Annotated in this window: 22 protein-coding genes; 16 read left to right on the top strand and 6 right to left on the bottom strand. The window is 71.3% G+C overall.

Translation table 11 applies throughout. From position 1 onward, the window contains the following. Positions 1 to 54: 54 nt before the first annotated feature. Positions 55 to 1,086 (bottom strand): helix-turn-helix transcriptional regulator, encoded by a 1,032-nt coding sequence (locus tag ACFPP6_RS26750; RefSeq protein ID WP_382047333.1) that lies wholly within the window; start codon positions 1,084 to 1,086, stop codon positions 55 to 57. A gap of 136 nt (positions 1,087 to 1,222) precedes the next feature. On the opposite strand from ACFPP6_RS26750, the gene ACFPP6_RS26745 reads away from it, so the two are divergent. The 7 genes from ACFPP6_RS26745 to ACFPP6_RS26715 all read left to right on the top strand — a co-directional run bounded on the left by ACFPP6_RS26745 (position 1,223) and on the right by ACFPP6_RS26715 (position 7,958). Further along, positions 1,223 to 1,648, top strand: coding sequence for a DUF3224 domain-containing protein (locus ACFPP6_RS26745; RefSeq protein ID WP_382047330.1), 426 nt, complete (start codon positions 1,223 to 1,225; stop codon positions 1,646 to 1,648). 207 nt (positions 1,649 to 1,855) lie between these two features. Further along, complete coding sequence (locus ACFPP6_RS26740; RefSeq protein WP_382047328.1) at positions 1,856 to 2,320, top strand: hypothetical protein; 465 nt, start codon at positions 1,856 to 1,858, stop codon at positions 2,318 to 2,320. 746 nt (positions 2,321 to 3,066) lie between these two features. Further along, the gene (locus tag ACFPP6_RS26735) at positions 3,067 to 4,149 is read left to right on the top strand and encodes a PLP-dependent cysteine synthase family protein (protein ID WP_382047521.1); all 1,083 of its coding nucleotides are present in this window, start codon (positions 3,067 to 3,069) and stop codon (positions 4,147 to 4,149) included. 77 nt (positions 4,150 to 4,226) lie between these two features. Continuing rightward, positions 4,227 to 5,570: an MFS transporter gene (locus ACFPP6_RS26730; RefSeq protein ID WP_382047518.1), complete on the top strand. Its 1,344-nt coding sequence runs from the start codon at positions 4,227 to 4,229 to the stop codon at positions 5,568 to 5,570. A 157-nt stretch (positions 5,571 to 5,727) separates the two neighbouring features. Continuing rightward, positions 5,728 to 6,252, top strand: a complete 525-nt coding sequence (locus ACFPP6_RS26725; RefSeq protein ID WP_382047325.1) for a hypothetical protein — start codon at positions 5,728 to 5,730, stop codon at positions 6,250 to 6,252. A 259-nt stretch (positions 6,253 to 6,511) separates the two neighbouring features. Beyond that, complete coding sequence (locus ACFPP6_RS26720) at positions 6,512 to 7,408, top strand: alpha/beta hydrolase (RefSeq protein WP_382047322.1); 897 nt, start codon at positions 6,512 to 6,514, stop codon at positions 7,406 to 7,408. A gap of 7 nt (positions 7,409 to 7,415) precedes the next feature. Continuing rightward, on the top strand, positions 7,416 to 7,958 hold the full coding sequence (locus ACFPP6_RS26715; RefSeq protein WP_382047319.1) for a cupin domain-containing protein: 543 nt from the start codon (positions 7,416 to 7,418) through the stop codon (positions 7,956 to 7,958). A gap of 247 nt (positions 7,959 to 8,205) precedes the next feature. Here the strand turns inward: ACFPP6_RS26715 and ACFPP6_RS26710 are convergent, their stop codons facing one another. Then, entirely contained in the window at positions 8,206 to 9,189 is a 984-nt protein-coding gene (locus ACFPP6_RS26710; RefSeq protein ID WP_382047316.1) for an FG-GAP repeat domain-containing protein, read from the bottom strand. 447 nt (positions 9,190 to 9,636) lie between these two features. Between ACFPP6_RS26710 and ACFPP6_RS26705 the strand changes: the two genes are divergently transcribed. After that, positions 9,637 to 10,470: a MerR family transcriptional regulator gene (locus ACFPP6_RS26705; RefSeq protein WP_382047313.1), complete on the top strand. Its 834-nt coding sequence runs from the start codon at positions 9,637 to 9,639 to the stop codon at positions 10,468 to 10,470. A gap of 175 nt (positions 10,471 to 10,645) precedes the next feature. Here ACFPP6_RS26705 and ACFPP6_RS26700 read toward each other — a convergent pair whose 3' ends face one another. Further along, complete coding sequence (locus ACFPP6_RS26700) at positions 10,646 to 11,233, bottom strand: TetR/AcrR family transcriptional regulator (protein WP_382047310.1); 588 nt, start codon at positions 11,231 to 11,233, stop codon at positions 10,646 to 10,648. A 71-nt stretch (positions 11,234 to 11,304) separates the two neighbouring features. Here ACFPP6_RS26700 and ACFPP6_RS26695 point away from each other — a divergent pair, with 71 nt between their 5' ends. The 4 genes from ACFPP6_RS26695 (at position 11,305) to ACFPP6_RS26680 (ending at position 16,167) form a co-directional block, all read left to right on the top strand. After that, the gene (locus ACFPP6_RS26695) at positions 11,305 to 12,183 is read left to right on the top strand and encodes a class I SAM-dependent methyltransferase (RefSeq protein WP_382047307.1); all 879 of its coding nucleotides are present in this window, start codon (positions 11,305 to 11,307) and stop codon (positions 12,181 to 12,183) included. 148 nt (positions 12,184 to 12,331) lie between these two features. Continuing rightward, positions 12,332 to 12,544 carry a lasso RiPP family leader peptide-containing protein gene (locus ACFPP6_RS26690; RefSeq protein ID WP_382047304.1) on the top strand — a complete coding sequence of 71 codons (213 nt, stop codon included), beginning with the start codon at positions 12,332 to 12,334 and terminating at the stop codon, positions 12,542 to 12,544. A 232-nt stretch (positions 12,545 to 12,776) separates the two neighbouring features. Next, entirely contained in the window at positions 12,777 to 14,585 is a 1,809-nt protein-coding gene (locus ACFPP6_RS26685) for an asparagine synthase-related protein (RefSeq protein ID WP_382047301.1), read from the top strand. Between the two features lie 166 nt (positions 14,586 to 14,751). Then, on the top strand, positions 14,752 to 16,167 hold the full coding sequence (locus tag ACFPP6_RS26680; RefSeq protein ID WP_382047298.1) for an amino acid permease: 1,416 nt from the start codon (positions 14,752 to 14,754) through the stop codon (positions 16,165 to 16,167). Here the strand turns inward: ACFPP6_RS26680 and ACFPP6_RS26675 are convergent. Beyond that, positions 16,149 to 16,691: a CGNR zinc finger domain-containing protein gene (locus ACFPP6_RS26675; protein ID WP_382047296.1), complete on the bottom strand. Its 543-nt coding sequence runs from the start codon at positions 16,689 to 16,691 to the stop codon at positions 16,149 to 16,151. The genes ACFPP6_RS26680 and ACFPP6_RS26675 overlap by 19 nt on opposite strands. Before the next feature lie 164 nt (positions 16,692 to 16,855). Here ACFPP6_RS26675 and ACFPP6_RS26670 point away from each other — a divergent pair, with 164 nt between their 5' ends. Continuing rightward, positions 16,856 to 18,268, top strand: coding sequence for an MFS transporter (locus tag ACFPP6_RS26670; protein WP_382047294.1), 1,413 nt, complete (start codon positions 16,856 to 16,858; stop codon positions 18,266 to 18,268). A 699-nt stretch (positions 18,269 to 18,967) separates the two neighbouring features. Here the strand turns inward: ACFPP6_RS26670 and ACFPP6_RS26665 are convergent. Next, positions 18,968 to 19,426 carry an ArsI/CadI family heavy metal resistance metalloenzyme gene (locus ACFPP6_RS26665; protein WP_382047291.1) on the bottom strand — a complete coding sequence of 153 codons (459 nt, stop codon included), beginning with the start codon at positions 19,424 to 19,426 and terminating at the stop codon, positions 18,968 to 18,970. Positions 19,427 to 19,506: 80 nt separating this feature from the next. On the opposite strand from ACFPP6_RS26665, the gene ACFPP6_RS26660 reads away from it, so the two are divergent. Genes ACFPP6_RS26660 through ACFPP6_RS26650 form a run of 3 tightly spaced genes read left to right on the top strand, consistent with a single transcriptional unit; the run spans position 19,507 to position 21,417 of the window. Then, positions 19,507 to 19,902, top strand: coding sequence for an ArsR/SmtB family transcription factor (locus ACFPP6_RS26660; RefSeq protein ID WP_382047289.1), 396 nt, complete (start codon positions 19,507 to 19,509; stop codon positions 19,900 to 19,902). Continuing rightward, the gene (gene arsB / locus ACFPP6_RS26655) at positions 19,899 to 21,014 is read left to right on the top strand and encodes an ACR3 family arsenite efflux transporter (protein ID WP_382047287.1); all 1,116 of its coding nucleotides are present in this window, start codon (positions 19,899 to 19,901) and stop codon (positions 21,012 to 21,014) included. The genes ACFPP6_RS26660 and arsB overlap by 4 nt, the downstream gene beginning before the upstream one ends. Continuing rightward, positions 20,998 to 21,417, top strand: a complete 420-nt coding sequence (locus ACFPP6_RS26650) for an arsenate reductase ArsC (protein WP_382047284.1) — start codon at positions 20,998 to 21,000, stop codon at positions 21,415 to 21,417. The genes arsB and ACFPP6_RS26650 overlap by 17 nt, the downstream gene beginning before the upstream one ends. Before the next feature lie 81 nt (positions 21,418 to 21,498). On the opposite strand, the gene ACFPP6_RS26645 is transcribed toward ACFPP6_RS26650, so the two are convergent. Then, positions 21,499 to 22,425 carry an MBL fold metallo-hydrolase gene (locus ACFPP6_RS26645; protein WP_382047515.1) on the bottom strand — a complete coding sequence of 309 codons (927 nt, stop codon included), beginning with the start codon at positions 22,423 to 22,425 and terminating at the stop codon, positions 21,499 to 21,501. Positions 22,426 to 22,529: the final 104 nt, after the last annotated feature.

Here is a 22,529-nt window from a genome sequence, read left to right as displayed (position 1 = left end):
GCAGCTTGAAGGTCAAAGCACTGAAGCGTGGAAGCGTGGAAGCGGCACTCGCGATCAGGACAGCGGAGCCGCACCGTAACGCTCCGCCAGTACGGCCACGGCCTCGCCGACGGCCCGGCGCAGCTCGGGCGGCCCGAGTACCTCCGCCTCCGTTCCGAGCCTGAGCAGGTCACTGACGGCGACGGCCTGCGCCTCGACCGGTATCTCCACCTGCACCCAGCCCTCGTGGTCCGGCGGCCCGGCGCTCTCCAGGGCCCGCGTGCCCACCGCACCGAACTGGACGGGCAACAGCCGCCGCGCCCGGGGCGAGATCCGCAGCCGGGCGGTGCCCTGGTGGAGCGCGGCTGCCAGGCGCCGGGAGGACTCCTCCCAGCAAGCTGCCAGATCGAATCCGTCCGGTCGCTCGAACGTCTCCCCCGACGTGTCGACGTCCAGAAACCGCGATATCCGATAGGTGCGGGAAGCGCCGAGGGTGCCTGCGGCTGCCTCGCCCTCCGTCGCCATTGCCACCAGGTACCAGGTGCCGCCCTTGAGGACGATGCCGAGCGGGCACAGGGGGCGGCCGGGCTCCGGGGCGCCCGGCTCCGGGTGCACCTGGCCGTTCCACCGCCGGTAGCGCACGAGCAGTACCTGCTGCTCCCACACCGCTCGCGCGACGGTCGCCAGGTGCGGAACCGGTTCGGCATCCCGGAACCACGCCGGTGCGTCCAGGTGGAACCGGTCCTGAATACGCCGGGAGCGTTCCGCGAACTCGGCGGGGAGGGCGGCCTGAAGCTTCAGCTGAGCAGTGGCCAGCACCGCGCCGAGTCCCAACTCGCGCGCCGCCCCGGGCGCTCCGGCCAGGAAGAGGGAACTCGCCTCGGCGTCGGTGAGCCCGGTCAGCCGGGTGCGGTACCCGTCCATCAGACGGTAGCCGCCGGCGGGCCCGCGGTCGGCGCAGACCGGGACGCCCGATGCGCCGAGCGCCTCGATGTCCCGGTAGACCGTACGGATCGACACCTCCAGCTCCGCGGCGAGCTCGGGAGCCGTCATGCGCCCACGGTTCTGGAGCAGGAGGAGCAGGGAGAGGAGACGGTCGGCGCGCATGCGGCCATTGTGCCGCCGTACCTGACAGGAGATGTCAGGTACAGGGCTCAGTCTGATCACATGTCGTACGGGACAGACCGTGCGGCCCGCTCAACCCGGCACCCGCTCGGCCCGATCACTGAGGACACCCATGCCCATGCCCACGCCTACCCCCACCCCCACGCAGACCACCGGCCACTTCACCTTCGCCGGCTGGAAGGAGCACGACGTCACCCCGGCCGGGACGAGCCCGAAACTCGCGCACGCCTCCGTCACCAACTCCTTCTCCGGAGGCATCGAGGCCGCCGAGACCACCTGCGAGTACACCATCGTCTACGTCACGGAGAAGACGGGCACGTTCACCGGCATGGAGATCCTGTCCGGTCGGCTCGACGGGCGAGAAGGAACCTTCGTCGTCGAGGAACGCGGCTCGTTCGGCACCGACGGCACGGTGCACTGCGGCTTCGAGGTCGTGCCGGGATCAGGCACGGGCGAGCTGACCGGTCTACGGGGTGCCGGCAGCTTCACCGCCGAGCACGGCGCACCGTCAGTCCCGTACACCTTCGCCTACGAACTGAGCTGACCGTGGACGGCCATCTCGCGACAACGACGGTCGCGGACAAACACGGCACATTTCCCCGGAGAGGTGAAACGGTTTCCGTTTGCGCCCGGATAGCGGACCCGCACCATTAAGCAACCTCCATAAGAAATCCCCAGCGTTGGCCGATTCACATGCCCTCGATACGACGCCCTTGACATAAGTAGCCCCGCATTCCGCTACGATCACGTCATGGTCTCGGCCCAGCTCGCATTTCATACGCGACGGACCCACCCCTCGGTGTCGGGTCCGTCGCGTCTGCTGTGGCCGGTCCTGCTGCTCCTGTTCGGCGTGCTCTACACCCACGGCATCAGCGGGGAGAGCGCGGTCAGTCACGCGACCGGCAGGCCGGTGGCATTGTCCGCCTTTGCGCACGCCGTTGACGAGCATCACGCCCATGGCGAGCCGGCCCCGGTCGCCGCTCCCGGTACGGAGCAGGCACACGCCGCCGACCACCACGAGGACGAGTCCTCTCACGGCGCCGAGAACTGCACGTCCGGCAAGCCCCAGGACGGACCGGCCCTCTTCGCTCCCAGTTGCTCGGCGCTGTCCGACGCGCTGTCGACACTGAGCTCGCAGCCCTGGACGGGCGCGCGGCCGTCTCCCGCTGCGCCGGAAGCGGCACACTCAGCAGCTTCGCGCATCCTGCGAATCTAGAAGCCAGGCTCCGAACACTCCAAAACCGGTCGGATTCCACTTCCACCCGGCTCCGGCGCCTGCGTCTCCATTTCTCCTGGTCCCCCGAGGGGAATTGCCGAGCCCTGCCCAGGCACCATCCGGCCGCCCGTCTGATTCGCTTCCACTTGTCCGGAGAACTCCGGCCACGTGACCGTCGTACGGAGTGTCTGTGCCGCGCAATTCGACACCACTCTCCCGGATATCCACCCGGCTTCCGGCTGCCGTCCCGGGGAGCCTGCTCCTACTTCCGCTTCTTCTCCTGCTCCCGTTCCTGCTTCCGCTCCTGCTCCCGCCCTCGGTCGGCTGCCCCCTGCCTGCGTACGGAACCGGCCATTCTCATGACGTCCCGCAAGGGGCGCGCGGCCTCCCCGGCCGTCACAGCACCTCTGCCACCCCGGATCCCTGCAAGGGGAACACCGAGCGGTCGAGGCGGAGGACGCTCGCCCTTCTCTGCCGGTGGCGCGAATAGGAGCTCGCCGACCACGCGAGACGAGCCCCCTCACCGGCGCACCGCCCGACCGAAAGGCGAACGAGCCATGGACCCCCTGACGACCAACGGCACCGGTTCCGCCCGCTCAAGCTCCTCGGCCATCCCCGTCACCCCCATCACGCCCATCACGCCCATCGTCCCCATCACACCCAGCGCCCCTATCTCCCCCGACTCCCCCAACTCCCCCCACTCCCCCGAGCCCTCCAGCGTCCCCAACTCCCCCGGTACCTCCGGCATATCCGGCCTCGTCGGCGACACCCCTGTCCTGCGGGTGTCCGAACCCCTCGCCCCCGCCGGGCACGGCTTCTGGGCCAAGCTGGAAGGCTTCAACCCGGGCGGCATCAAGGACCGCCCCGCCCTGCACATGGTGGAGCGGGCCCGTGCCCGCGGCGATCTGGCTCCCGGCAGCATGATCATCGAATCCACCAGCGGCACGCTGGGACTGGGCCTGGCCCTGGCCGGGATGGTCTACGGGCACCCGGTCACGCTGGTCACCGACCCCGGCCTGGAGTCGTCCATGACCCGGCTGCTGACCGCCTACGGGGCACAGGTCAACGTCGTCTCCGAGCCCCATCCGACCGGAGGCTGGCAGCAGGCCCGCTGCGACCGCGTGGACCGCCTGCGGGAGCAGCACCCCGGCGCGTGGGTGCCGGACCAGTACAACAACCCCGACAACGTCGCCGCCTACACCCCGCTCGCGCTCGAACTGGCCGCCCAGCTCGGCCACATCGACGTCCTGGTGTGCAGCGTCGGCACCGGCGGCCACTCCGCCGGCGTCTCCCGCGTGCTGCGACAGCTCTACCCCGGTCTGAAGCTGGTCGGCGTGGACACCATCGGCTCCACGATCTTCGGGCAGCCTGCCCGCGGCCGGTTGATGCGCGGCCTCGGCTCCAGCATCTACCCCCGCAACGTCGCCTACGAGAACTTCTCCGAAGTGCACTGGGTCTCCCCCGCCGAGGCCGTGTGGACCTGCCGGCAACTGGCCTCCTCCCACTACGCCACCGGCGGCTGGAGCGTCGGCGCGGTCGCCCTCGTCGCCGGCTGGCTCGCACGCACCCTCCCTGCGCACACCCGGATCGCCGCCGTCTTCCCCGACGGCCCGCAGCGCTACCTCGGCACGGTCTACGACGACGACTACTGCGCCGCCCACGGCCTCCTCGACGCGCCACCGGCCGCCGAGCCCGAGGTCGTGGGGAGGCCGGACGAGAAGGAGGTCACCCGCTGGACGAGGTGTGCCACCGTCGTCGACCCGCTCGCCGCGCAGCGGGAGTGCAGCGCCGGCGCGAACGAGCCCCGCGTGGACGAGGGCCGGTCGTGAAGAATCCCCCGGCCCCCCGGAACCGCCTCAACCCCCTGTCGCAGGCCCGCACCTTCGACCGGAGCGTGCAGCTGCTGATGGCGAACCAGTTCACCATCAACCTCGGCTTCTACATGCTCATGCCCTACCTCGCCCAGTACCTGTCCGGGAACCTGGGCATGGCGGCCTGGACCGTCGGGCTCATCCTGGGCGTCCGCAACTTCAGTCAGCAGGGCATGTTCTTCTTCGGCGGCACCCTGGCCGACCGGTTCGGGTACAAGCCCGTGATCATCACCGGGCTGATGCTGCGCACCGTCGGCTTCGCCGTGCTCGGGCTCGTCGACTCCCTGCCCGCGCTGCTGGCGGCGTCGGCGGCCACCGGCCTGGCCGGCGCCCTGTTCAACCCGGCCGTACGGGCCTACGTCGCCCACGACGCCCGGGAGCGCCGCGTGGAGGCATTCGCACTCTTCAACGTCTTCTACCAGGCCGGCATCCTGCTCGGCCCGCTGGCCGGTGTGGCGCTGACGGGGGTGAGCTTCCGCCTCACCTGCCTCGTAGCGGCCGGAGTCTTCACCGTGCTGTCGATCGTTCAGATCCGGGCACTACCGGCCCGGACACCGTCGCACGGGGCCGGGTCCGGGGTCGGGGCCGGTGCCCGAGCCGGGGCCGGAGACGGGGCCGACAGTTCAGTGACGTCGGTGCTCGCCCAGTGGCGCACGGTGGTGTCCAACCGGCCGTTCCTGCTGTTCTCCCTCGCGATGATCGGCTCGTACGCGCTGTCCTTCCAGGTCTACCTCGCGCTTCCCCTGGAAGTGCGCCGCGTGGCCGGGGACGAGCGAGTGGGGACGATCGGCGTAGGGCTGCTGTTCGCCGCCTCCGGCCTCGCCACCATCGCGGGCCAGACCCGGCTCACGGCCTGGTGCAAACAGCACTGGGGCTCCGGAAGGTCGCTGGTTGCCGGACTGACAGCCCTAGGATCCGCCTTCGTGCCGCTCCTGGCGGCCACCGCGGTTCCGGCACCCCCGGACGGACCGGCCCGCTGGGCCCTGGCCGTCGGCCCGCCCCTCCTCTCAGCGCTCCTCATCGCCCTGGGCACCATGCTGGCCTACCCCTTCGAGATGGACACGATCGTCGCCCTCGCCGAGAACCGGTACGTGGCCACGCACTACGGCCTCTACAACACCATCTGCGGAATCGGCATCACGCTCGGAAACCTCCTCACCGGCGCGGCCCTGGACGCCGCCCACTCCGCCGGTACCCCGGCGCTCCCGTGGCTGGCTCTCGCGGCAACAGGAGGCGGCTGCGCCTTGGCCGTCTTCGGCCTGCACCGCACAGGCCGCCTGACCCCGACCGCACCGGGACAGCCCGACAGATCCGATGGGACCGACAGACCCGACGAGCCCGACAAGCCCGGCAAGCAACCCGCCGCCAAGGGTGGATGAGGATGAGCCGGCTCCCCCGCACGGGGGAGCCGGCTCGTCGCCCCGGCCACCCCGGGGGACGAGTGATCTTCAGTCCCGGGCTCGATGCCCTCGAACGCGGGCCCATGGAACCGTGGCTCTTGACCACGACCTCCCCTCTCATCAGGAGACCCGGGCCATGTCCGAATTCGCTGTCCGCCGTTCAGGCAACGCAGTTGCCGAGGTTCCGCCGCCGCCCCGGCGGGCCGTCCGAGCCGCTTACGCCTCGGCGCTCTCCGCAACCGTCGGGTTCATCCCGCTGCACGCGGTCTGGGCGGTGGGCATTCCCCTCTGGGCGGACCAGAACAAGTTCCGGGAGTGGTACGCACTCGGTGGCGGTCCGTACCTCTTCGTACTCAACGGCCTGGCCCTGCTGGCGGGCATCCTGGCGCTGAGCCTGGTCCGGCCGTGGGGTGTGGTGTTCCCGGCCCGGACTCCGTTCCTCGCCGGGCGCCGTGTCCCGCACCGGACGCTGTCCGCCACGGCCTTCACCGTCTCGGCCTTCCTCCTCCTGTACACCGTCTGGGCGGCTGTGCAGACGGTCAACGGCTTCGACGACGACGGCGTCTTCAGCCCCTGGATCGTCGTCTACGGCATCCCCCAGTTCCTGGTGTGGGGCGTCGGCCTGTCCATCGCCGCGCACTCGTACCGCCGCCGCACATGACCTGGGCACCGGGGTTCCCTCCGGCGGGTCGTACGGGTGGTCGACCGGCCGCTCACACTCACTCCAGCCGAAGCTCTCCTCCCGGGTGAAGCCGAGAGTCCGCAGGCAGTCGGACGTGGGATTCGACGGTCCGGGGCGGCAAGGGTGCAAGGCGCAATACGCGTATGAGCCCGGTGCGCGCCGATCGGTGCGTGGTCCGGGCGGGATGCCCGACGGATGGCGGATGAACGTGGGGGCGGTGGCCGTGAGGATGGCCGGCATGGACCCTGAACTGGAAGCATTCATCCCGATGTTCCCCCGCGCCGACCTGACCGACCCGGTCACCGAGCGCAAGAACCTCGCCGCCCTGGCCGCCTCGGTACCGGCGCCGGACACCACACGAATGGACGTCGAGGACCGTACGGTGCCCGCCGCCCCGGGCGTGCCCGTGCGGATGTACCGCCCGCACGGGGCGCGAGGCGCCATCATCTGGCTGCACGGCGGCGGATTCGTCATGGGTGACCTGGACACCGAGCACCCGTGGGCCGCCCGGATCGCGGACGGCGCCGGTGTGGTGGTGATTTCCGTGGGCTACCGCCTTGCCCCCGAGAACCCTTTCCCGGCCGCCCTGGACGACGCCTACGCCGTGCTGACCTGGGCCGCCGAGCACGCAGCCGAACTCGGCATCGACCCGGACCGGATCGCGGTCGGCGGCCACAGTGCCGGCGCGGGGCTCGCGGCGGCGGTGGCGTTGCGGTCGCGCGACCAGCAGGGTCCTGCGATCCGCTTCCAGCTGCTCAACCAGCCCGGGCTCGACGACCGCCAAGAGTCGTGGTCGGCACGGAACTTCACCGAAACGCCCTGGATGAACCGCGACAAGGCCACCGCGATCTGGCGGCACTACCTCGGCTCGGCGCCCGCCACCCCGTACGCCGCCCCGGCGCGGGCCACCGACCTGTCCGGCCTCCCGCCCGCCTACATCGCCACCGCGGAGCTCTGCCCGAACCGCGACGAAGCCCTCATCTACGGGATGCGACTGCTGCAGGAGGGCGTGTCGGTGGAGCTGCACCAGTGGGCCGGCACGTTCCACGGGTCGCAGGCGATCCTGTCCGCCGAGGTGTCGCAGCGGCAGATCACCGAACTCGGCGCAGTCCTGCGCCGCGCCCTGGCCGGGTGACGCGGCCGTGACCGTCCAGTCCCGCCGGACCGACCGGGCTCACCGGACCGACCGGGCCGACCGGGCCGACCGGGCCGACCGGGCCGACCGGGCCGACCGGACCGACCACCTCATGCCACCCCCGCAGATGAACGAACTTCCCCAGGAAGGACATCCCCGCATGACCGTGACCCCGATCGATCTCCTCGCGTCCTTCATCCACCTCGACCAAGGCGGCCAGGTGCGCGCCGAGCAGCCGAGTTTCGACTTCGAGCGTGACGGTTGGCAGGTGATGACCTTCCACGTGGAGACGGCTGCCGACGTCCACGCCGACCACTGGGAGATCCACCCCGCCGCGGACGAGCTCGTCTCCTGCCTCACCGGCGGGATACGGCTCTGCTTCCGTCCGGAGCAGCCGGGCGAGAAGGAAGAAGAGATCAAGCTGGCCGCGGGAGCCTCGGTCATCGTGCCGCGCGGGCGATGGCACCGCATCGAACTCGACGCTCCCGGCGACATCATGTCCGTCACCATGCCGCGAGGCAGCCGGCTGGAGAAGCGAACCGAAACCTAGACGAGGCCCTCAACACCCGCGGCTGCTCACCGGGGTCCGGTGAGCAGCCGCGTGCGTGGTCAAGGTGGGCGGAACAGTGCGCCCCCGGCGACACGATCATGGTGGAGCTCCCGGACGGACCGCATCGGCCGGGCGCAGCCGGGCGCAGATCCTTGACGTTCTGAAAGCCGGCCGAGCAGTCGTCGAACGGCCCGTACCTCGGTGGCCGCAGTGGACCCGCCACCGGTCCGCTTCGGAGTCGGCGCCGTCAGACCGGGATGTCGCCGGATTGCCCGTACTGGCGGATGGTCTGTCCGCCGTCAGTGCTGCGCAGGGCGTACCACGTGCCGTTCGACGGACGCCACACAGCGAAGTCGGCCTTGCCGTCACCATCGAAGTCAGCAGGAACGGCCACGTCACCCGTCTGACCGTACTGCCGGATGGACTGCCCGTCGTCACTGCTCCGCAGAGCGAACCACGTGCCGTTCGAGGGACGCCACACAGCGAAATCGGCCTTGCCGTCACCGCCGTAATCCGCCGGTACGGCCACGTCGCCCGCCTGACCGTACTGCCGGATGGATTCCTTGCGGTCGCTGCTCCGCAAAGCGAACCAGACGCCGTTCGACGGACGCCACACAGCGAAATCGGCCTTGCCGTCACCGTCGTAATCCGCCGGTACGGCCACGTCACCCGTCTGACCGTAGACCTGAGTCGTCTGCCCACCGTCACTGCTTCTGAGCGCGTACCACGTGCCGTTCGACGGACGCCAGATCACAAAGTCGGCCCTACCGTCTCCATCGACGTCAGCAGGGGCCGCAACGTCGTTGGCAAAGCTCCCGTATTGCTGAATGCTCTGTCCGCCGTCACTGCTCCGCAGGACGAACCACGTACCACTCGAAGGGCGCCACACAGCGAAATCGGTCTTGCCGTCGCCGTCGAAATCTGCCGGTACGGCCACGTCGCCCACCTGACCGTACTGCCGAATCGTCTGTCCGCCGTCACTGCTCCGCAGGACGAACCACGTACCGCTCGAAGGCCGCCATACGGCGAAGTCGGCCTTGCCGTCACCGTCGAAGTCGGCTTTGACCCTTTGTGCCGCCGCCGCGCCGCTGCCGCCGCGGGAATTCGACGGTTCGCCGCCCGCAGCCCCCGCCCACGCGCTCGGGGCACCTCCGGTGAGGGTGGCCAGTACCGTCGCACCGGCCGCCGTGAGCAGCCCAAGCCCAAGTCTTCGGGTTCTCCGCGCCTTCATCAGCGAGCCTCCTGGACCCGTAGTCCTTCATCTCCGCGCCCGAGGATGGCGCAGGGTGGGGTCCGCGGCTAGTGCTCCGACTCGTGGGGCGGGTCCGGTCGGTTGCTTGTGTCCGGAACGCGTTGCACTCGGGCTCTGTTCCAGCCGTCAGGGGCCCTGGAACGTCCACGACGCCCCGGCCGCCCGCCTCACCCGCGCCGTCCGGGGGCTACGGTCCGAGCGCCCGTACGAACCGGGCGTCTGGGCGCCGTTCCTCCATACCGGGCCATGAGGCACGCCCCCGTGCACACTGCAGCTACGAGTGCGAGCCCGAGGGCGGCTTGCGGCTCGGGGGCGGGGCACCCGTACGGGCATGCCACCGCCCGGGCATGCCACCGCCCGTACGGGGATGTCGCGATTGTCGGCCCGCCTTGACCTTGCCCCAGGGGCAGACCGGAGAGTAACCGCATGGAGGACGACGACCCCATGCTGAGCATCGGCGTGTTCGCGCGCCATGCCAGGCTCTCGCCCAAGGCTCTGCGCGTGTACGACCGGCAAGGGCTGCTGGCCCCGGACCGGGTCGACGCGGTGACCGGCTACCGGTACTACCGGCAGAGCCGGCTGGCCACCGCGCGGCTGATCGTGCGGCTGCGTGGCCTGGACATGCCGCTCGCTCGCATCGCTGAGGTGCTGGCCGCGCCGGAGCCCGAAGCGGCCGGCCTGGTCGCCGCGTACTGGGAAGGAGTCGAGCGGCGCATCGCCGCGCAGCGGGAACTCGCCGTCCACCTTCGCATCCAATTGTCGGGAGGGACGGAAGGCTTGGACATGTACGAGATCAGGCAACGTGACGTGCCGGAGCAGGTGGTGCTCGTCGAGCAGCGCCACGTCCGGCCGGAGGACCTGTCGGTGTGGATCCCGGAGACCTGCTCACGCCTTGAGGAGGAGGCCAAGGCCTACGGGGGCGTGGTCGCCGCACCGTTCGTCGTCTACCACGGCGAGGTCAACGAGGACAGCGACGGACCGGTGGAACTCTGCGTACCCATCGATCCGCTTCGGGCCTCGGAGGCAGCGGAGGCCGGCACGCCCGTCCGGACCGAGCCGGCCCACCGCGAGGCCTACACCACGCTCACCAAGGCGCAGGTGGAGTACCCGCAGATCCTTTCGGCGTACGACGCGGTGTACCGGTGGATCGAGACGAACGACGGCGGCGAGACGGGCCCCGGCCGGGAGGTCTACTTCGCCGACTGGGCACCGGCCGGCCCGGCCACAGAGGTGTGCGACATCGCCGTGCCGGTGGTGTAGGGCCGGTGGCGTAGGGCCGGCGCCACGGCGTGCCCTCTTAGCTCACCCGCTCACCGGCTCACCGGCTCACCGGCTCACCGGCTCCACGAACCCATGACGTGTGAGAAGGGGTGCGGCAGCCGCCGGCGCTTGGGACCGGCGGCCGCTGCACCTTCCGTCCGGGGAAGGACGCGGCTCAGGCCTCCACCCCGGCGATGACCGAGGTCACGAGCGTGCGGACAGCTTCGGTGTCCGGCGGAGCGGCCTTCCGGTCGGCGAACAGCAGGTGGCCGGCTCCGATCAGTGTGGGGGCGAGCGTGTCGACGTCCGCGTCGGGCGCGATGCGGCCGAGTTCGCGTTCAGCCGTCAGGTACGACGCGAGCATGGCCGTGGCTTCCGTCAGGAGCGGGATGCCGGACGGGCTGGTGCGGCGCAGCCGGGCGCGGAGGTCGTCCCGGAAGGTGACGAGGGCGACGATCACCACGGCGACCGAGCCGAACAGGTCCGTCAGCGCGCCGGTGAGGTTGCCGGCGACGGTGCCGGTGCCGGCGGCGTCGCGCAGGGCGGCGGCCTGGTCGTCGATCCGGGCGATGCGGTCCAGGACGAGGTCGGCGAGGAAGGCGTCGAAGTCGGCGAAGTGCCGGTGGAGGACGCCCTTGGCGCAGCCCGCCTCGGTGGTGACTGCCCGGCTGGTCAGGGCGTTCGGCCCGTCCCGTAGCAGGATGCGCTCGGCGGCGTCGAACAGCTGCTCTCGCGCGTCGCGCATGGCCACGCCTGTCGGCATACCGCGATCCCTCTTCCCCTTGTCCGTCCCACTCGTTGACGAGTGGGCGCGCGCCCATTCATAGTGGGCGCATGCCCACTTTACCTCCGGAGCGCTCGCGCCCTTCCGAGCCTGAACCTGGACCTGAGCCTCATCAGTATCGCCAGGCAGCGGAGTCGTTCGGCTCGGACGCCGAACGCTATGACCGGGCCCGGCCCCGCTATCCCGATGCCATGGTGAAGCGGATCGCCGCCGCCGGGCCCGGCGTTGATGTTCTCGACGCACGCGACGTCCCCGAGGTCCCCGACGTCCTCGACGTCGGCTGCGGTACCGGCATCGCCGCCCGGCAGTTCCAGGCGGCCGGCTGCAGAGTGACCGGGGTCGAACCCGACGCACGGATGGCCGGCCTGGCGCGCCGACTGGGGCTCGACGTCGTCGACGTAGCGACGTTCGAGGCCTGGGACCCGGCCGGCCGGCGATTCGACGCGGTCGTCGCCGGCCAGGCCTGGCACTGGATGGACCCGGTCGCAGGAGCCGCCAAGGCCGCGCAGGTGCTGCGGCCCGGCGGACGGCTGGCAGCTTTCTGGAACGTGCCCCGGCTTCCGCCCGAGGTGGCGGAGGCCTTCGCCGCGGTCTACCGACGGGTGGCGCCCAACTCCCCGTTCGCCCTCCGGGCGGCGGCGAAGCCCGCCCCGGACGGGTACCGGGCCCTGTCCGCCAAAGCCGCCGACGGAATCCGAAAGGCGGGCGGATTCGGCGAACCGGAGCAGTGGCGATTCGACTGGGAGTGGTCCTACACGCGGGACGCGTGGCTGGACCAGATGCCCACCCACGGCTCCCTCACCCAGTTGCCCCCGGACAAGCTGGCGGAGGTGCTGGAGCACGTCGGAGCCGCTGTCGACGCGATGGGCGGCAGCTTCACGATGCCTTACGTGACGGTGGCGGTCACTGCGGCACGAGCCGAGCCGTAGCCACCGGACGACCGGTCCCGGACGCGCCCCTTTGCGCGCCGCGTGCACCATCGAGCCGCCGGCTCCGGAGGGGGCACGGAGATGCTCAGGTCACCCATGGGTAGGGATGCCGACGCCGAACACCTTCACTGCAGAAGGGAACCCGACGATGGCGGACCTCCAAGCGGCTCGATCCGCGGCCCCCGGCTCCGACGAGCCGGTGTACGCGCCGACACCCACGCCGACACCGACGCCGACGCGCGAGCCGGTCTACGAGCCTCCGGCGCTGGTCGAAGTCGGGAACTTCTCCGCCCTGACACTCGGCTGGTTCGAAGGAAACGTCCTCGAGGAGGGCGGCGAAGGCCTGCGGTGGTGGAGGTAGGGCCACTCTGCGCACGAGTTGCTGATCGTTGCTGATGCCGGAAGACGTGTGGTTCGCCGTCCTGCCCGACAGCCCAGCGGCCTGTACGGCAGCCCGTGCGCTGCGCCCGTCGGCCGATCGAGTCGTTCCGCACGGGTCCGGCCGGCCGTGGCTGCTCGGACGCTGGCCTGACGGTCATGTGACGGTCGCCGAGGTCGGGGCGGCACGCGTGGCGGTGATCGGGCGGTGTCCGGTGACCACGACCGGGCTTTCTTCATGCGCGGCCCGTCTGGCCAGGGCGAACCACATCGACGAGGTCGAACGGTTCGTCGACGGGCCGGCAGGCAGCTTCCATCTGGTGGCCTGGGCAGGGGGACGAGGACGAGTCCGCGGCAGCGCCTCCGCGGTCCGCCGCGTCTTTCACGCCCGGGTCGGCGGCGTGACGGTGGCATCCGACCGCTGCGACGTGCTGGCCGAGGTGATCGGCGCCCCGGTGGACGAAAGGGTGCTCGCTGCCCGGCTGCCGGCAGCCGGAGCGGTTCACTCGCTGGACGGCAGGAGCATCCGGCGGGGCGTCACGGCTGTGCCACCCGACCACTGTCTACTGGTCGAGCCCGACGGCCGGGCGGTCCTGCGGCGTTGGTGGCAGGCGCCCGAACCGACCTTGCCCCTGAAAGAAGGGGCTGCCGCGCTACGAGGGGCGTTGTCGGCCGCCGTCGACTCCTGCACCGCAGGCGGCGGTACGGTCAGCGCGGACCTGTCCGGTGGGCTGGATTCCACCAGCTTGTGCCTCCTGGCGGCCCGCGGTCCGGCCCGGCTGGTCACCGTGCACCGGGAGGCGACCGACCCCGCCAACGACGACGCCGACTGGACGCGGCGCGCCGTGGCCGCCCTTCGCGCCCTGCCCGCCCTGCCCGGTGCCGAGCACCAGCACCAGCACGTCGGCCGGGACCGGATCCCGTTGTGGTTCGCCGGGGTGAACGACAGCTCGTATCCGCCGTGGGAGGAGCCGGGCACCTGGGTGCGCGACAGGGCGCGCCTGGGCGACCTCACCCGGCGGATGACCGCCGCGGGCTCCCGGCTGCACCTGACCGGCTACGGCGGCGACGAACTGTTCACGCTCACCCCGCGCTGCCTCCACGACCTGGTCCGCGAGCACCCGTTCAAGGCACCCGCCTACATCCGTGCCCACCGCCTGCGGCTGCGGCAGCCACTCACGCCTCTGCTGCGCGCGCTCGCCGAGCGCACCACGTACGCGCGCTGGCTGACGCGCGCCGCCGATCAGCTGACCACCCCCCTGTCCGAGGCCTCCGCCCCCGCGCCTTCCCTGGCTTGGGGGCCGGTGCTGCGCATGCCGCCGTGGGCAACTGCGGAGGCGGTCCGGTACGTACAAGAGCTGCTGCGGGAGGCGAGCGAGGCACAGGCGCATGAGGCCACCCCCGGTGCCACCGATCCCTTGGCCCGGCAGCGCGCGCAACATGCGGCAATCCTGTACGCGCGGGCCACGGGAAGCGCGGTTCGCCGCCTCGACCAGGCCACCGGGCGGGCCGGATTGCCTCTGGCCGCGCCGTGCCTGGACGATGCGGTGATGGATGCGGTCCTGTCGGTCCGCCTGCACGACCGGGCCGCCGAGCACGGCGTCCCACCCACGGCCAACAAACCCGTCCTGCTCGCCGCGATGCGCGGCATCGTCCCGGATCCGCTCCTGGCCCGTACCACCAAGGGCGACTACAGCGCCGACTTCTACGCCGCCCTGCGCCGCCATCGCGGCGAACTCCTGGACCTCTTCGAGGGCTCCCTGCTCGCCGGCATGGGGCTCATCGACCCTGAGCCCTTGCGCGCAGCGCTGCTCGGCCCGCACCCCACGACCCACATCCTCACGTCGTTGTCCCGGACGGTCGCCTGCGAGACGTGGCTCCGCGCCGGTGTTCGACCGGGCCTTCGTGCGGGCGTTCCTTCATGCGATGGAACTCGATCAGCACCATGCTGCCGGGCCAGTTCCCCTCCAGCGTGGGGGTTCGGCAACGACTCTCTCCCCTCCCCCGGGAGCGAGCGGCTCTGACATGACCAGGTCCTACAAATCCCTTGAGAGCAAATCCATTTGAGCCTCTCCTTGATGGGGTCCTGACCTACCTTCGGCGTCAGGGGTGCCGGGAAGTCTGGTCGGCGGCCGGTGGCGCATGGGCTCTTCCATGGGTATCCGGCTCTCGCCGGGAAAGGCCCCCGCCATGACCGCCTCCGAGCCGGGTGCACCTGCCGCCGCCGTCACAGCAAGCCCCGTCAGCGGCCGCGGGCCGCGCCGCCCGGTCCTCTTCTTCGCCTTTTCCTTCGCCGTGATCGCCGATCCGGTGTCCTCCGTCGCCTACGCGATCGAAGCGGCGCTGCGGGCGCTGCACGGCGACCTCACCCTGCTCCTGCCGACGATGGCCCTGGTGGTGGGCCTGGTCGTGGTCGTCACCGCGAACTACTGGCAGCTGGTGCGCCGGTTCCCTCAGGGCGGCGGGGCGGCGGCCGCGGCCGGGCGGGCCTTCGGGCCGCGGTGGACGTTCGTGCCGACCGGGGCGCTGGTCGTGGACTTCGTCCTCACCATCGGGATCTCCATCGCCGCGGCCGCGAGCGCCGTCATCGCACTCTTCCCGGCACTGGCGGCGTTCCGCGTCCCGCTCGCGCTGCTCCTGCTGCTCGTGGTGGCGGGGCTGACGTGGTTCGGGCACGGCGGCAGGCTGCTGTTCGCCGTCATGACGCTGCTCTTCGTCCTGGTCTCCGTCGCCGTGCTCGTGCTCGGTTTCGTCTCCCCGCACGCGATCGGGGAGGCGCCGGCCGCCACCGATCCGGGCCGGCCGGCTGCCCTGGCGGTCGTCCTGGCGTTTCCCGTGGCGATGGCCCTGGCCACCGGCGTCGAAGCGCCCTCGACGGCGATCGCGCAGCTCGGCCAACTCGACGACGCCGGGCGCCGGCGCTTCGGCCGGGGCACACTGGCCCTGCTCCTGGTCATCGTCGGCGGGCTGACGCTGGCCCTGACCGTACTGGCCGTACGCCTGCGCACCGGCATCCCCGGCCACGACTCGACGCAGATCGCGGAGATCGCCCGGGCCGCGGCCGGATCCGGCCGGCTGTACGGCGCGTTCCAGCTGACCAGTTCCCTGCTGCTCCTCGCCGCCGCCAGCTCGTCCTTCCAGGCCGGTCCCGGCCTCTTCAAGGCGCTCGCGGGTACGGCGGAGCGCCCCGGCGTGCTGCCCACGGCGTTCGGCCGGACCAACCGCCACCACACCCCGTACTGGGCCGTGGTCGTCCACCTGGCCGCCGCGGGGGTGATCATCGTGGCCGCCGCCGGGAAGGAGCAGGAGCTCGTGCTCTTCTACGCGGTCGCCGTTCTCGTCAGCTTCCTCGTCGGGCTCGTGGCCATGACCCGCTTCGCCCGCGCCGAACGCAAGGCCGCCCTCGCGTGGTTGAACGGTGCGGCCGCCGGCGCCGTCGCCTTCACCCTCGCGGTGAACCTCCTCCGCGGCTGGCCGACGCTCTCCCTCACCGCCACGCTCCTGGTCGCCGGTGCGCTCCACCTCCTCTGGGTCCGGGCGGGTCGCCCCGGTGGCCCCATGGGGATCGACGACGGAATCAGCCGCTACTACCGCTTGCCGCGATAGCGGGAGACCTTCTGCCGGTTCCCGCACACTCCCATCGCGCACCACACGGCGGAGTGGTTGCGCGAGTGGTCGTAGAACACCCACGCGCATGCGTCGCTGCGGCAGATCTTCAGCCGCTCCCAGGTGCCGTCCCGCTGGGCGTCGTGCACCCGGCTCAGCAGCATGCCCGTGACCCGCTCGGCCGGGGAGCCGACGGGCTCGAAGCCGAGCCGACCGGCTCCGTCCGCCCTGAGTGCGTACCGCAGCCCGGCCGCCGCCTCCGCAACGTGCTCGGCCGCGCGCACCCTCACCCCTGCATCGCTGCCCGTGTGCACCAGGTCGCGCAGGGCCGTACGCAGCCGGATCAGCTCCGCCAACTCCTCGTCACGGATTCCGTCTTCGGCGGGCAGGCCGATGTCCCGGAGCCAGCCCGGAGCCGTGGCGGGGTCGGCCAGCGCGTCCGTTCCCCGCTCGACGTGCAGGGAGTTGCAGAAGTCCTGCACGACCTCCAGCGCGCCCGGGGCCGACGCGGGCTGCGACCGCACCGGCCGCGCTCCTGACTGCTGCGGCATGACCGCCCCTGTCCACTCCGGTCGATCGATTCCAATCGATCAATTTCATTGACACCACCAAACTCGCATGACAGGTTACCCCGGTCGAGCCGAGACACCAGTAAAACGAAAACGCCGGTTACGAAGATCGGAGCGCCATGCCATCCCGGGACACGGACGTGCTCCAGCACCCGGAGGCGAAGTGCGAGCGCGGCGGACTGTGGCGTGACGCCGACTTCCTGAAGTTCTGGGGCGCCGAGAGCCTGTCGATGTTCGGCACCCAGATCTCCGTGTCGGCGATCCCCCTTCTCGCCGTCACCGTCCTGGACGCCGGCCCGTTCCAGATGGGCCTGATCAACGCCGCACAGTTCCTGCCCTATCTGCTGTTCACCCTGCTCGCCGGAGTGTGGGTCGATCAGCGCCGGCGGCGGCCCGTCATGATCGGGGCCAACCTCGGCCGTGCGGCGGTGCTGGCACTGATCCCTCTCACCAGCGCCCTCGGTCTGCTGCGCATCGAACTGCTGGCGGCCATCGTCTTCGCCGCCGCCACCCTCACCGTGTTCTTCGACCTCGCCTACCAGGCCTATCTGCCCTCACTGGTGAATCGGGATCAGCTCATCGAGGGCAACGGCAAGCTGGAGGGAAGCCGCTCCATAGCCCAGGCGGGCGGCCCCGGCGTCGGCGGCCTGATCGTCGGCCTGGCGACCGCCCCCGTCGCCGTGCTCCTGGACGCCCTCACCTACCTCGCCTCCGCCGTCACCCTGCTGTTCATCCGCCGCCCCGAGGCCGGACCCGCCACCGTCACCGCCGCCACCGCACTCACGAACGTCACCACGAACGTCACTGCCCCTGATCCCGATCCCGGCCCGCTCCTCACCCGCATCGGCGCGGGTCTGCGACTGCTCGCCCGCCACGGCCACCTCCGCGCCATCGCCGGCGAAGCCGCCACCTACAACCTCTTCAACCAGGCGTTCTGGGCCGTCCTCGTGCTCTACCTCTCCCGGGAACTGCACCTCTCCGCCCTCCTCCTGGGCACGGTGCTGGCGATGAGCGGAGTCGGCGCCTTCGCGGGCAGCGTGCTGGCCGGACGGCTCGCGCGCCGATGGGGACTGGGCCGCACCATCGTGACCACGACGGCACTCGCCTGCGCCGCACCGCTGCTCATCCCGATCGCCGGCGGCATCGGGACCGGATCCGGGACCGGGACCGAGGCCGGGACCGGCGGACGTGCCGCCGCCGCGGCCGTCATCGCGATCGCGGTCGCGCTCCTGCTCAACGGCGCGGGCGTGGCCATCAGCAACATCCACGTGGTGAGCCTCCGCCAGACCGTCGTACCCCCCGAACTCCTGGGACGGACCAACGCCGGCTACCGCTTCCTCGTCACCGGCACCGCAGCCCTCGGCGCGCTCCTCGGCGGCTGGCTGGGCGGAGCGATCGGCCTGCGCGCGACCCTCGCCGTGGCGGGGCTCGCCACCCTCACGGCGCTGCTCTTCGTCGTCCGCTCTCCCCTGGCCCGCCTCCGTACCCTCACCGACGCGACGGAGGCCGGGGCGCCGTCCGTACGGCCGTGATCCGGGAGCGCCTCCTGCGGAGCCGGGCCACCACATCGTTGTCGCCCCGTGCGAGAGCCTGGCGATGTCACGCCAGTCCGCCACACAGCAAGTTCGAGCGCCCGCGCCTCCGGGCACTGAGCGCGCTGAAGGAGGCCTAGAGGCGCCAGGCCGCCGGCGGCTGGTCGACCGTCCTGTCCAACCTCAAGACGTACCTGGATACGGGCAGCCCTCTCCCGGCCCGCGGCGCCCGGGGAGAGGGGGCCTGGTGCTGGCCGAGGCCCCGGCCAAGGCCAGGACCGGCACCAGGCCGAGGCCGGAACCCGTCAGTGGCCGGTGCGGTGAGCAGGTCCCTTCGACCGGGGCTGGGGTTCGGGCAGTGCCCCGCCCTCTTCCTCCCAGTCGGCCAGACGCCTGGTCATCGCGTCCTCACGCGAAACGGAATCCGCGTGTCCGAGCCCGGGTGCCCGCTCACCGCGGGCAGCCTTCCTGGACTCGTCCTCACGTCGGCCACCGGTCATGCCTTGCCTCCTGCCCATCCGACACACGGGTACGTGCCCGCACGTGTCCATCAGAGCAGCGCCTTCCCCGCCCCACGACTCCGGTTACCGCAGACGGGTGCCGCAGTCGGCGCGCCGCCCGGGCGACGCTTGAGCATTCACGCGGAAGATCCGCACCTCCCGCAGATCCGCAAACGGCAGCCCGGGCCCGGTCGCAGGGTCACGTGCCGCAGCCGCAGCTGACAGGCGCCTCGGCCGCCGCGGTGCAGCACGCGTCGCCGGCATCCGGGGCAGGGGTTTTGCCGAGGGTGGCGGCGTCGGCCTTGACGACGTAGACCTCCCAGGGTTCGCGGCCGGGGCCGTGGACCCAGACCTTGTCCTGGAGGGCGTAGCAGCAGGAGGTGTCGTTCTCCTCGAAGGTGGCCAGGCCGGATTCCTTGAGGCGGTCGGTGGCGGCCGTGACCGCTTCCGTGGTTCCGACCTCGACGCCGAGGTGGTCCAGGCGGGTGTCCTGGCCGGGCTCGCCCTCGATGAGGACGAGCTTCAGCGGGGGCTCGGCGACGGCGAAGTTCGCGTAGCCGGGCCGGCGCTTGGCCGGTTCGACGCCGAAGAGCTTGGAGTAGAAGGCCACCGACGCTTCGAGGTCGGCGACGTTGAGGGCCAGCTGAATACGGGACATGGCGATATCCTCGATCCCCTTGTATCGATCCTCTTCGATGCAAGCTTGCGCCTTGGATCGACAGACGTCAACATAGAGGCATGTCGAATCAAGAATTCGTGGTGCTCGGGCAGGACGGACCGGACGGCTGCTGCCCCGGCCTGCTGTCCGCCCCGCTGGCCGAGGACCAGGCCGCCGAGCTGGCGAAGGTCTTCAAGGCCCTGGGCGATCCGGTCCGGCTCCGGCTGCTGTCGATGATCGCCTCCAGGGCGGGCGGCGAGGTGTGCGTCTGCGACCTCACCCCCGCGTTCGACCTGTCCCAGCCGACGATCTCCCACCACCTCAAGCTGCTGCGCGAGGCCGGGCTGATCGCCTCCGAGCGGCGCGGGACGTGGGTGTTCTACCGGCTGCTGCCGGAGATGACCGACCGTCTCGCCGGGATCCTCACCCGCCCCGCCGGACAGCCCCTGCCCGAGCCGGCCGAGGCTCACTCGTGACCCGCGCGAGCACCGCCCCCGTGGCGGCCCGGCTGTCCTTCCTCGACCGCTACCTCGCGGTGTGGATCCTGGGCGCAATGGGCGCCGGTCTCGGCCTGGGCCGCCTCGTCCCCGGTCTGGGGGACGCGCTGGCGAAGGTCACCGTCACCGGCGTCTCGCTGCCGATCGCGCTCGGCCTGCTCGTGATGATGTACCCGGTGCTGGCCAAGGTCCGCTACGACCGCCTCGACACCGTCACCCGCGACCGCCGCCTCCTCGTCCCGTCGCTGGTGATCAACTGGATCGTCGGCCCGGCGGTGATGTTCGCGCTGGCCTGGCTGTTCCTGCCGGACCTGCCCGAGTACCGCACGGGCCTGATCATCGTGGGTCTCGCCCGGTGCATCGCGATGGTGATCATCTGGAACGACCTGGCCTGCGGCGACCGCGAGGCCGCCGCCGTCCTCGTCGCGCTCAACAGCGTCTTCCAGGTGATCGCGTTCTCCGCGCTCGGCTGGTTCTACCTCTCCTTCCTGCCCGACCGGCTCGGGCTGGAGGCCACGGGCCTGGACGTGTCCATGTGGGAGATCGCCCGCTCCGTGCTGATCTTCCTCGGCATCCCGCTCGCCGCCGGGTACCTCACCCGCCGCCTGGGCGAGAAGGCCAAGGGCCGCACCTGGTACGAGGCGAAGCTGATCCCCCGCATCGGCCCGTACGCCCTCTACGGACTGCTGTTCACGATCGTCGTGCTCTTCGCCCTCCAGGGCGAGGCGATCACCTCGCAGCCGTGGGACGTGGTCCGGATCGCGCTGCCGCTGCTCGTCTACTTCGCCGTCATGTGGGCCGGTTCCATGGCCCTGGCCCGCGCCGCCGGCCTGGACTACCCGCGGGCGACGACCCTGGCGTTCACCGCCGCCGGCAACAACTTCGAGCTCGCCATCGCGGTCGCCATCGCCACCTTCGGCGCCACCTCCGGCCAGGCCCTCGCCGGGGTCGTCGGCCCCCTCATCGAGGTCCCCGTCCTCATCGGCCTCGTCCACGTCGCCCTGGCCGCCCGCCGCCGCTACTTCCCCCACCCCGCCACCGGCCCGTCGGCCACCGCCCCGGAAGGTTCCGCCCATGTCCGAAACCCGTAAGCCCTCGGTGCTGTTCGTCTGCGTCCACAACGCCGGACGCTCCCAGATGGGCGCCGCCTTCCTCACCCACCTCGGCGCGGGCCGCGTCGAAGTCCGCTCCGCCGGATCGGCCCCCGCCGCGACCGTCAACCCCGCCGTCGTCGCGGCCATGCAGGAGGTCGGCATCGACATCTCGGCCGAGACTCCGAAGGTGCTCACGGTGGAAGCGGTGCAGTCGTCGGACGTGGTGATCACCATGGGCTGCGGCGACGCGTGCCCCTACTTCCCCGGCAAGCGCTACCTGGACTGGAAGCTCGACGACCCGGCCGGCCAGGGCGTCGACGCGGTCCGCCCGATCCGCGACGACATCGAACAGCGCGTCCGCGACCTGCTCGCCGAACTCGGCATCCAGCCCCGCGCATGACCGCCGGCGTCACCGCCGCCACCACCGCCGCCCCCGCCATCTGGGGCCCCTGCCCCTCCCGTCCCCTCCCCCGGCCGGCTGCTACGCCTTGTCGTAGACCGCCCATCGTTCCAGAGCGAACCCGTCACCCTCCTTGCGGACTTCCATGGCACCTGCCCCACCGAGGTGCGCAGGGAGGACCAGTTCGCGCTCGGCTGCGGCCCGTTCCAGGATGCGGCGGCGGCTGGCCGCCGCTCGGCCCTGGTCGAGGCAGAAGCAGCTGTTGCAGGAGGGGTGGAGGATCTGCACCGGGCTGTGCAGCAGGTCGCCCACGAAGACGGCCCGGTCGGTCCCGGAGGTGAGCCGCACGACGGACGAGCCCGGTGTGTGGCCGGGCGCGGGCTCCAGCGTGAGGTGGTCGTCGATGCGGTGGGCGCCTTCCCACAGCACGGCCCGGCCGGCCCGGTGGATGGGCGCGATGCTGTCCTCGTAGAGCAGCCGGTCCTCTTCCCGCAGACCGTTCCCGTATCCGTTGTCCGGGCCGTAGTGGAAGTCGTCGGCGGCCGGGATGAGGTATTCGGCGTTGGGGAAGGTCGGTATCCACTCCCCCTCAGCGCCTGCGCCCTTGCCTGCGCCCATGGTGTTCCAGCCGACGTGATCGACGTGGAGGTGGGTGTTGACGACGACGTCGACGTCCTCCGGGTGGATGCCGGCCTGTGCCAGCCGGCCCAGGAAGTCGCCCTGCCAGTGATGGAAGTGCGGGGAGTCGGGCCGCTCGCGCCCGTTGCCCACGCCGGTGTCGACGAGGACGGTACGCCCTCCGCTGCGCAGCACCCAGCTCTGCAGCGCCGACACCGCCCTGTCGGTGTGCGGCTCCCAGTGGTCCGGCGCCAGCCACTCCTCGTTGTCCTCCCACACCTCGGCGGTGGCCTCCGGGACGAGGCCCCGGGCCGGCAGGAGCGGGCCCTGCCACTCGACGACCCGGATGACCTCGACATCCCCGAGCACCATGCTCTGAACGCCCTGCATGTTCTCGCTCCGCGCGTTCTCGCTCCGCACGTTCTCGCTCCGCACGTTCTGCGCATCCTCGCTCTTCATGTCCCCGACCCTAGGGAGAGGGTCCTGAGCTTCTC

Origin of the sequence: Streptomyces aureoversilis (assembly GCF_042657885.1) — a bacterium.
In the GTDB taxonomy this organism is placed as follows: domain Bacteria; phylum Actinomycetota; class Actinomycetes; order Streptomycetales; family Streptomycetaceae; genus Streptomyces; species Streptomyces aureoversilis.
The sequence above is the reverse complement of the archived record's forward strand: the minus strand, read 5'-3'. Positions and strand labels throughout refer to the sequence as shown.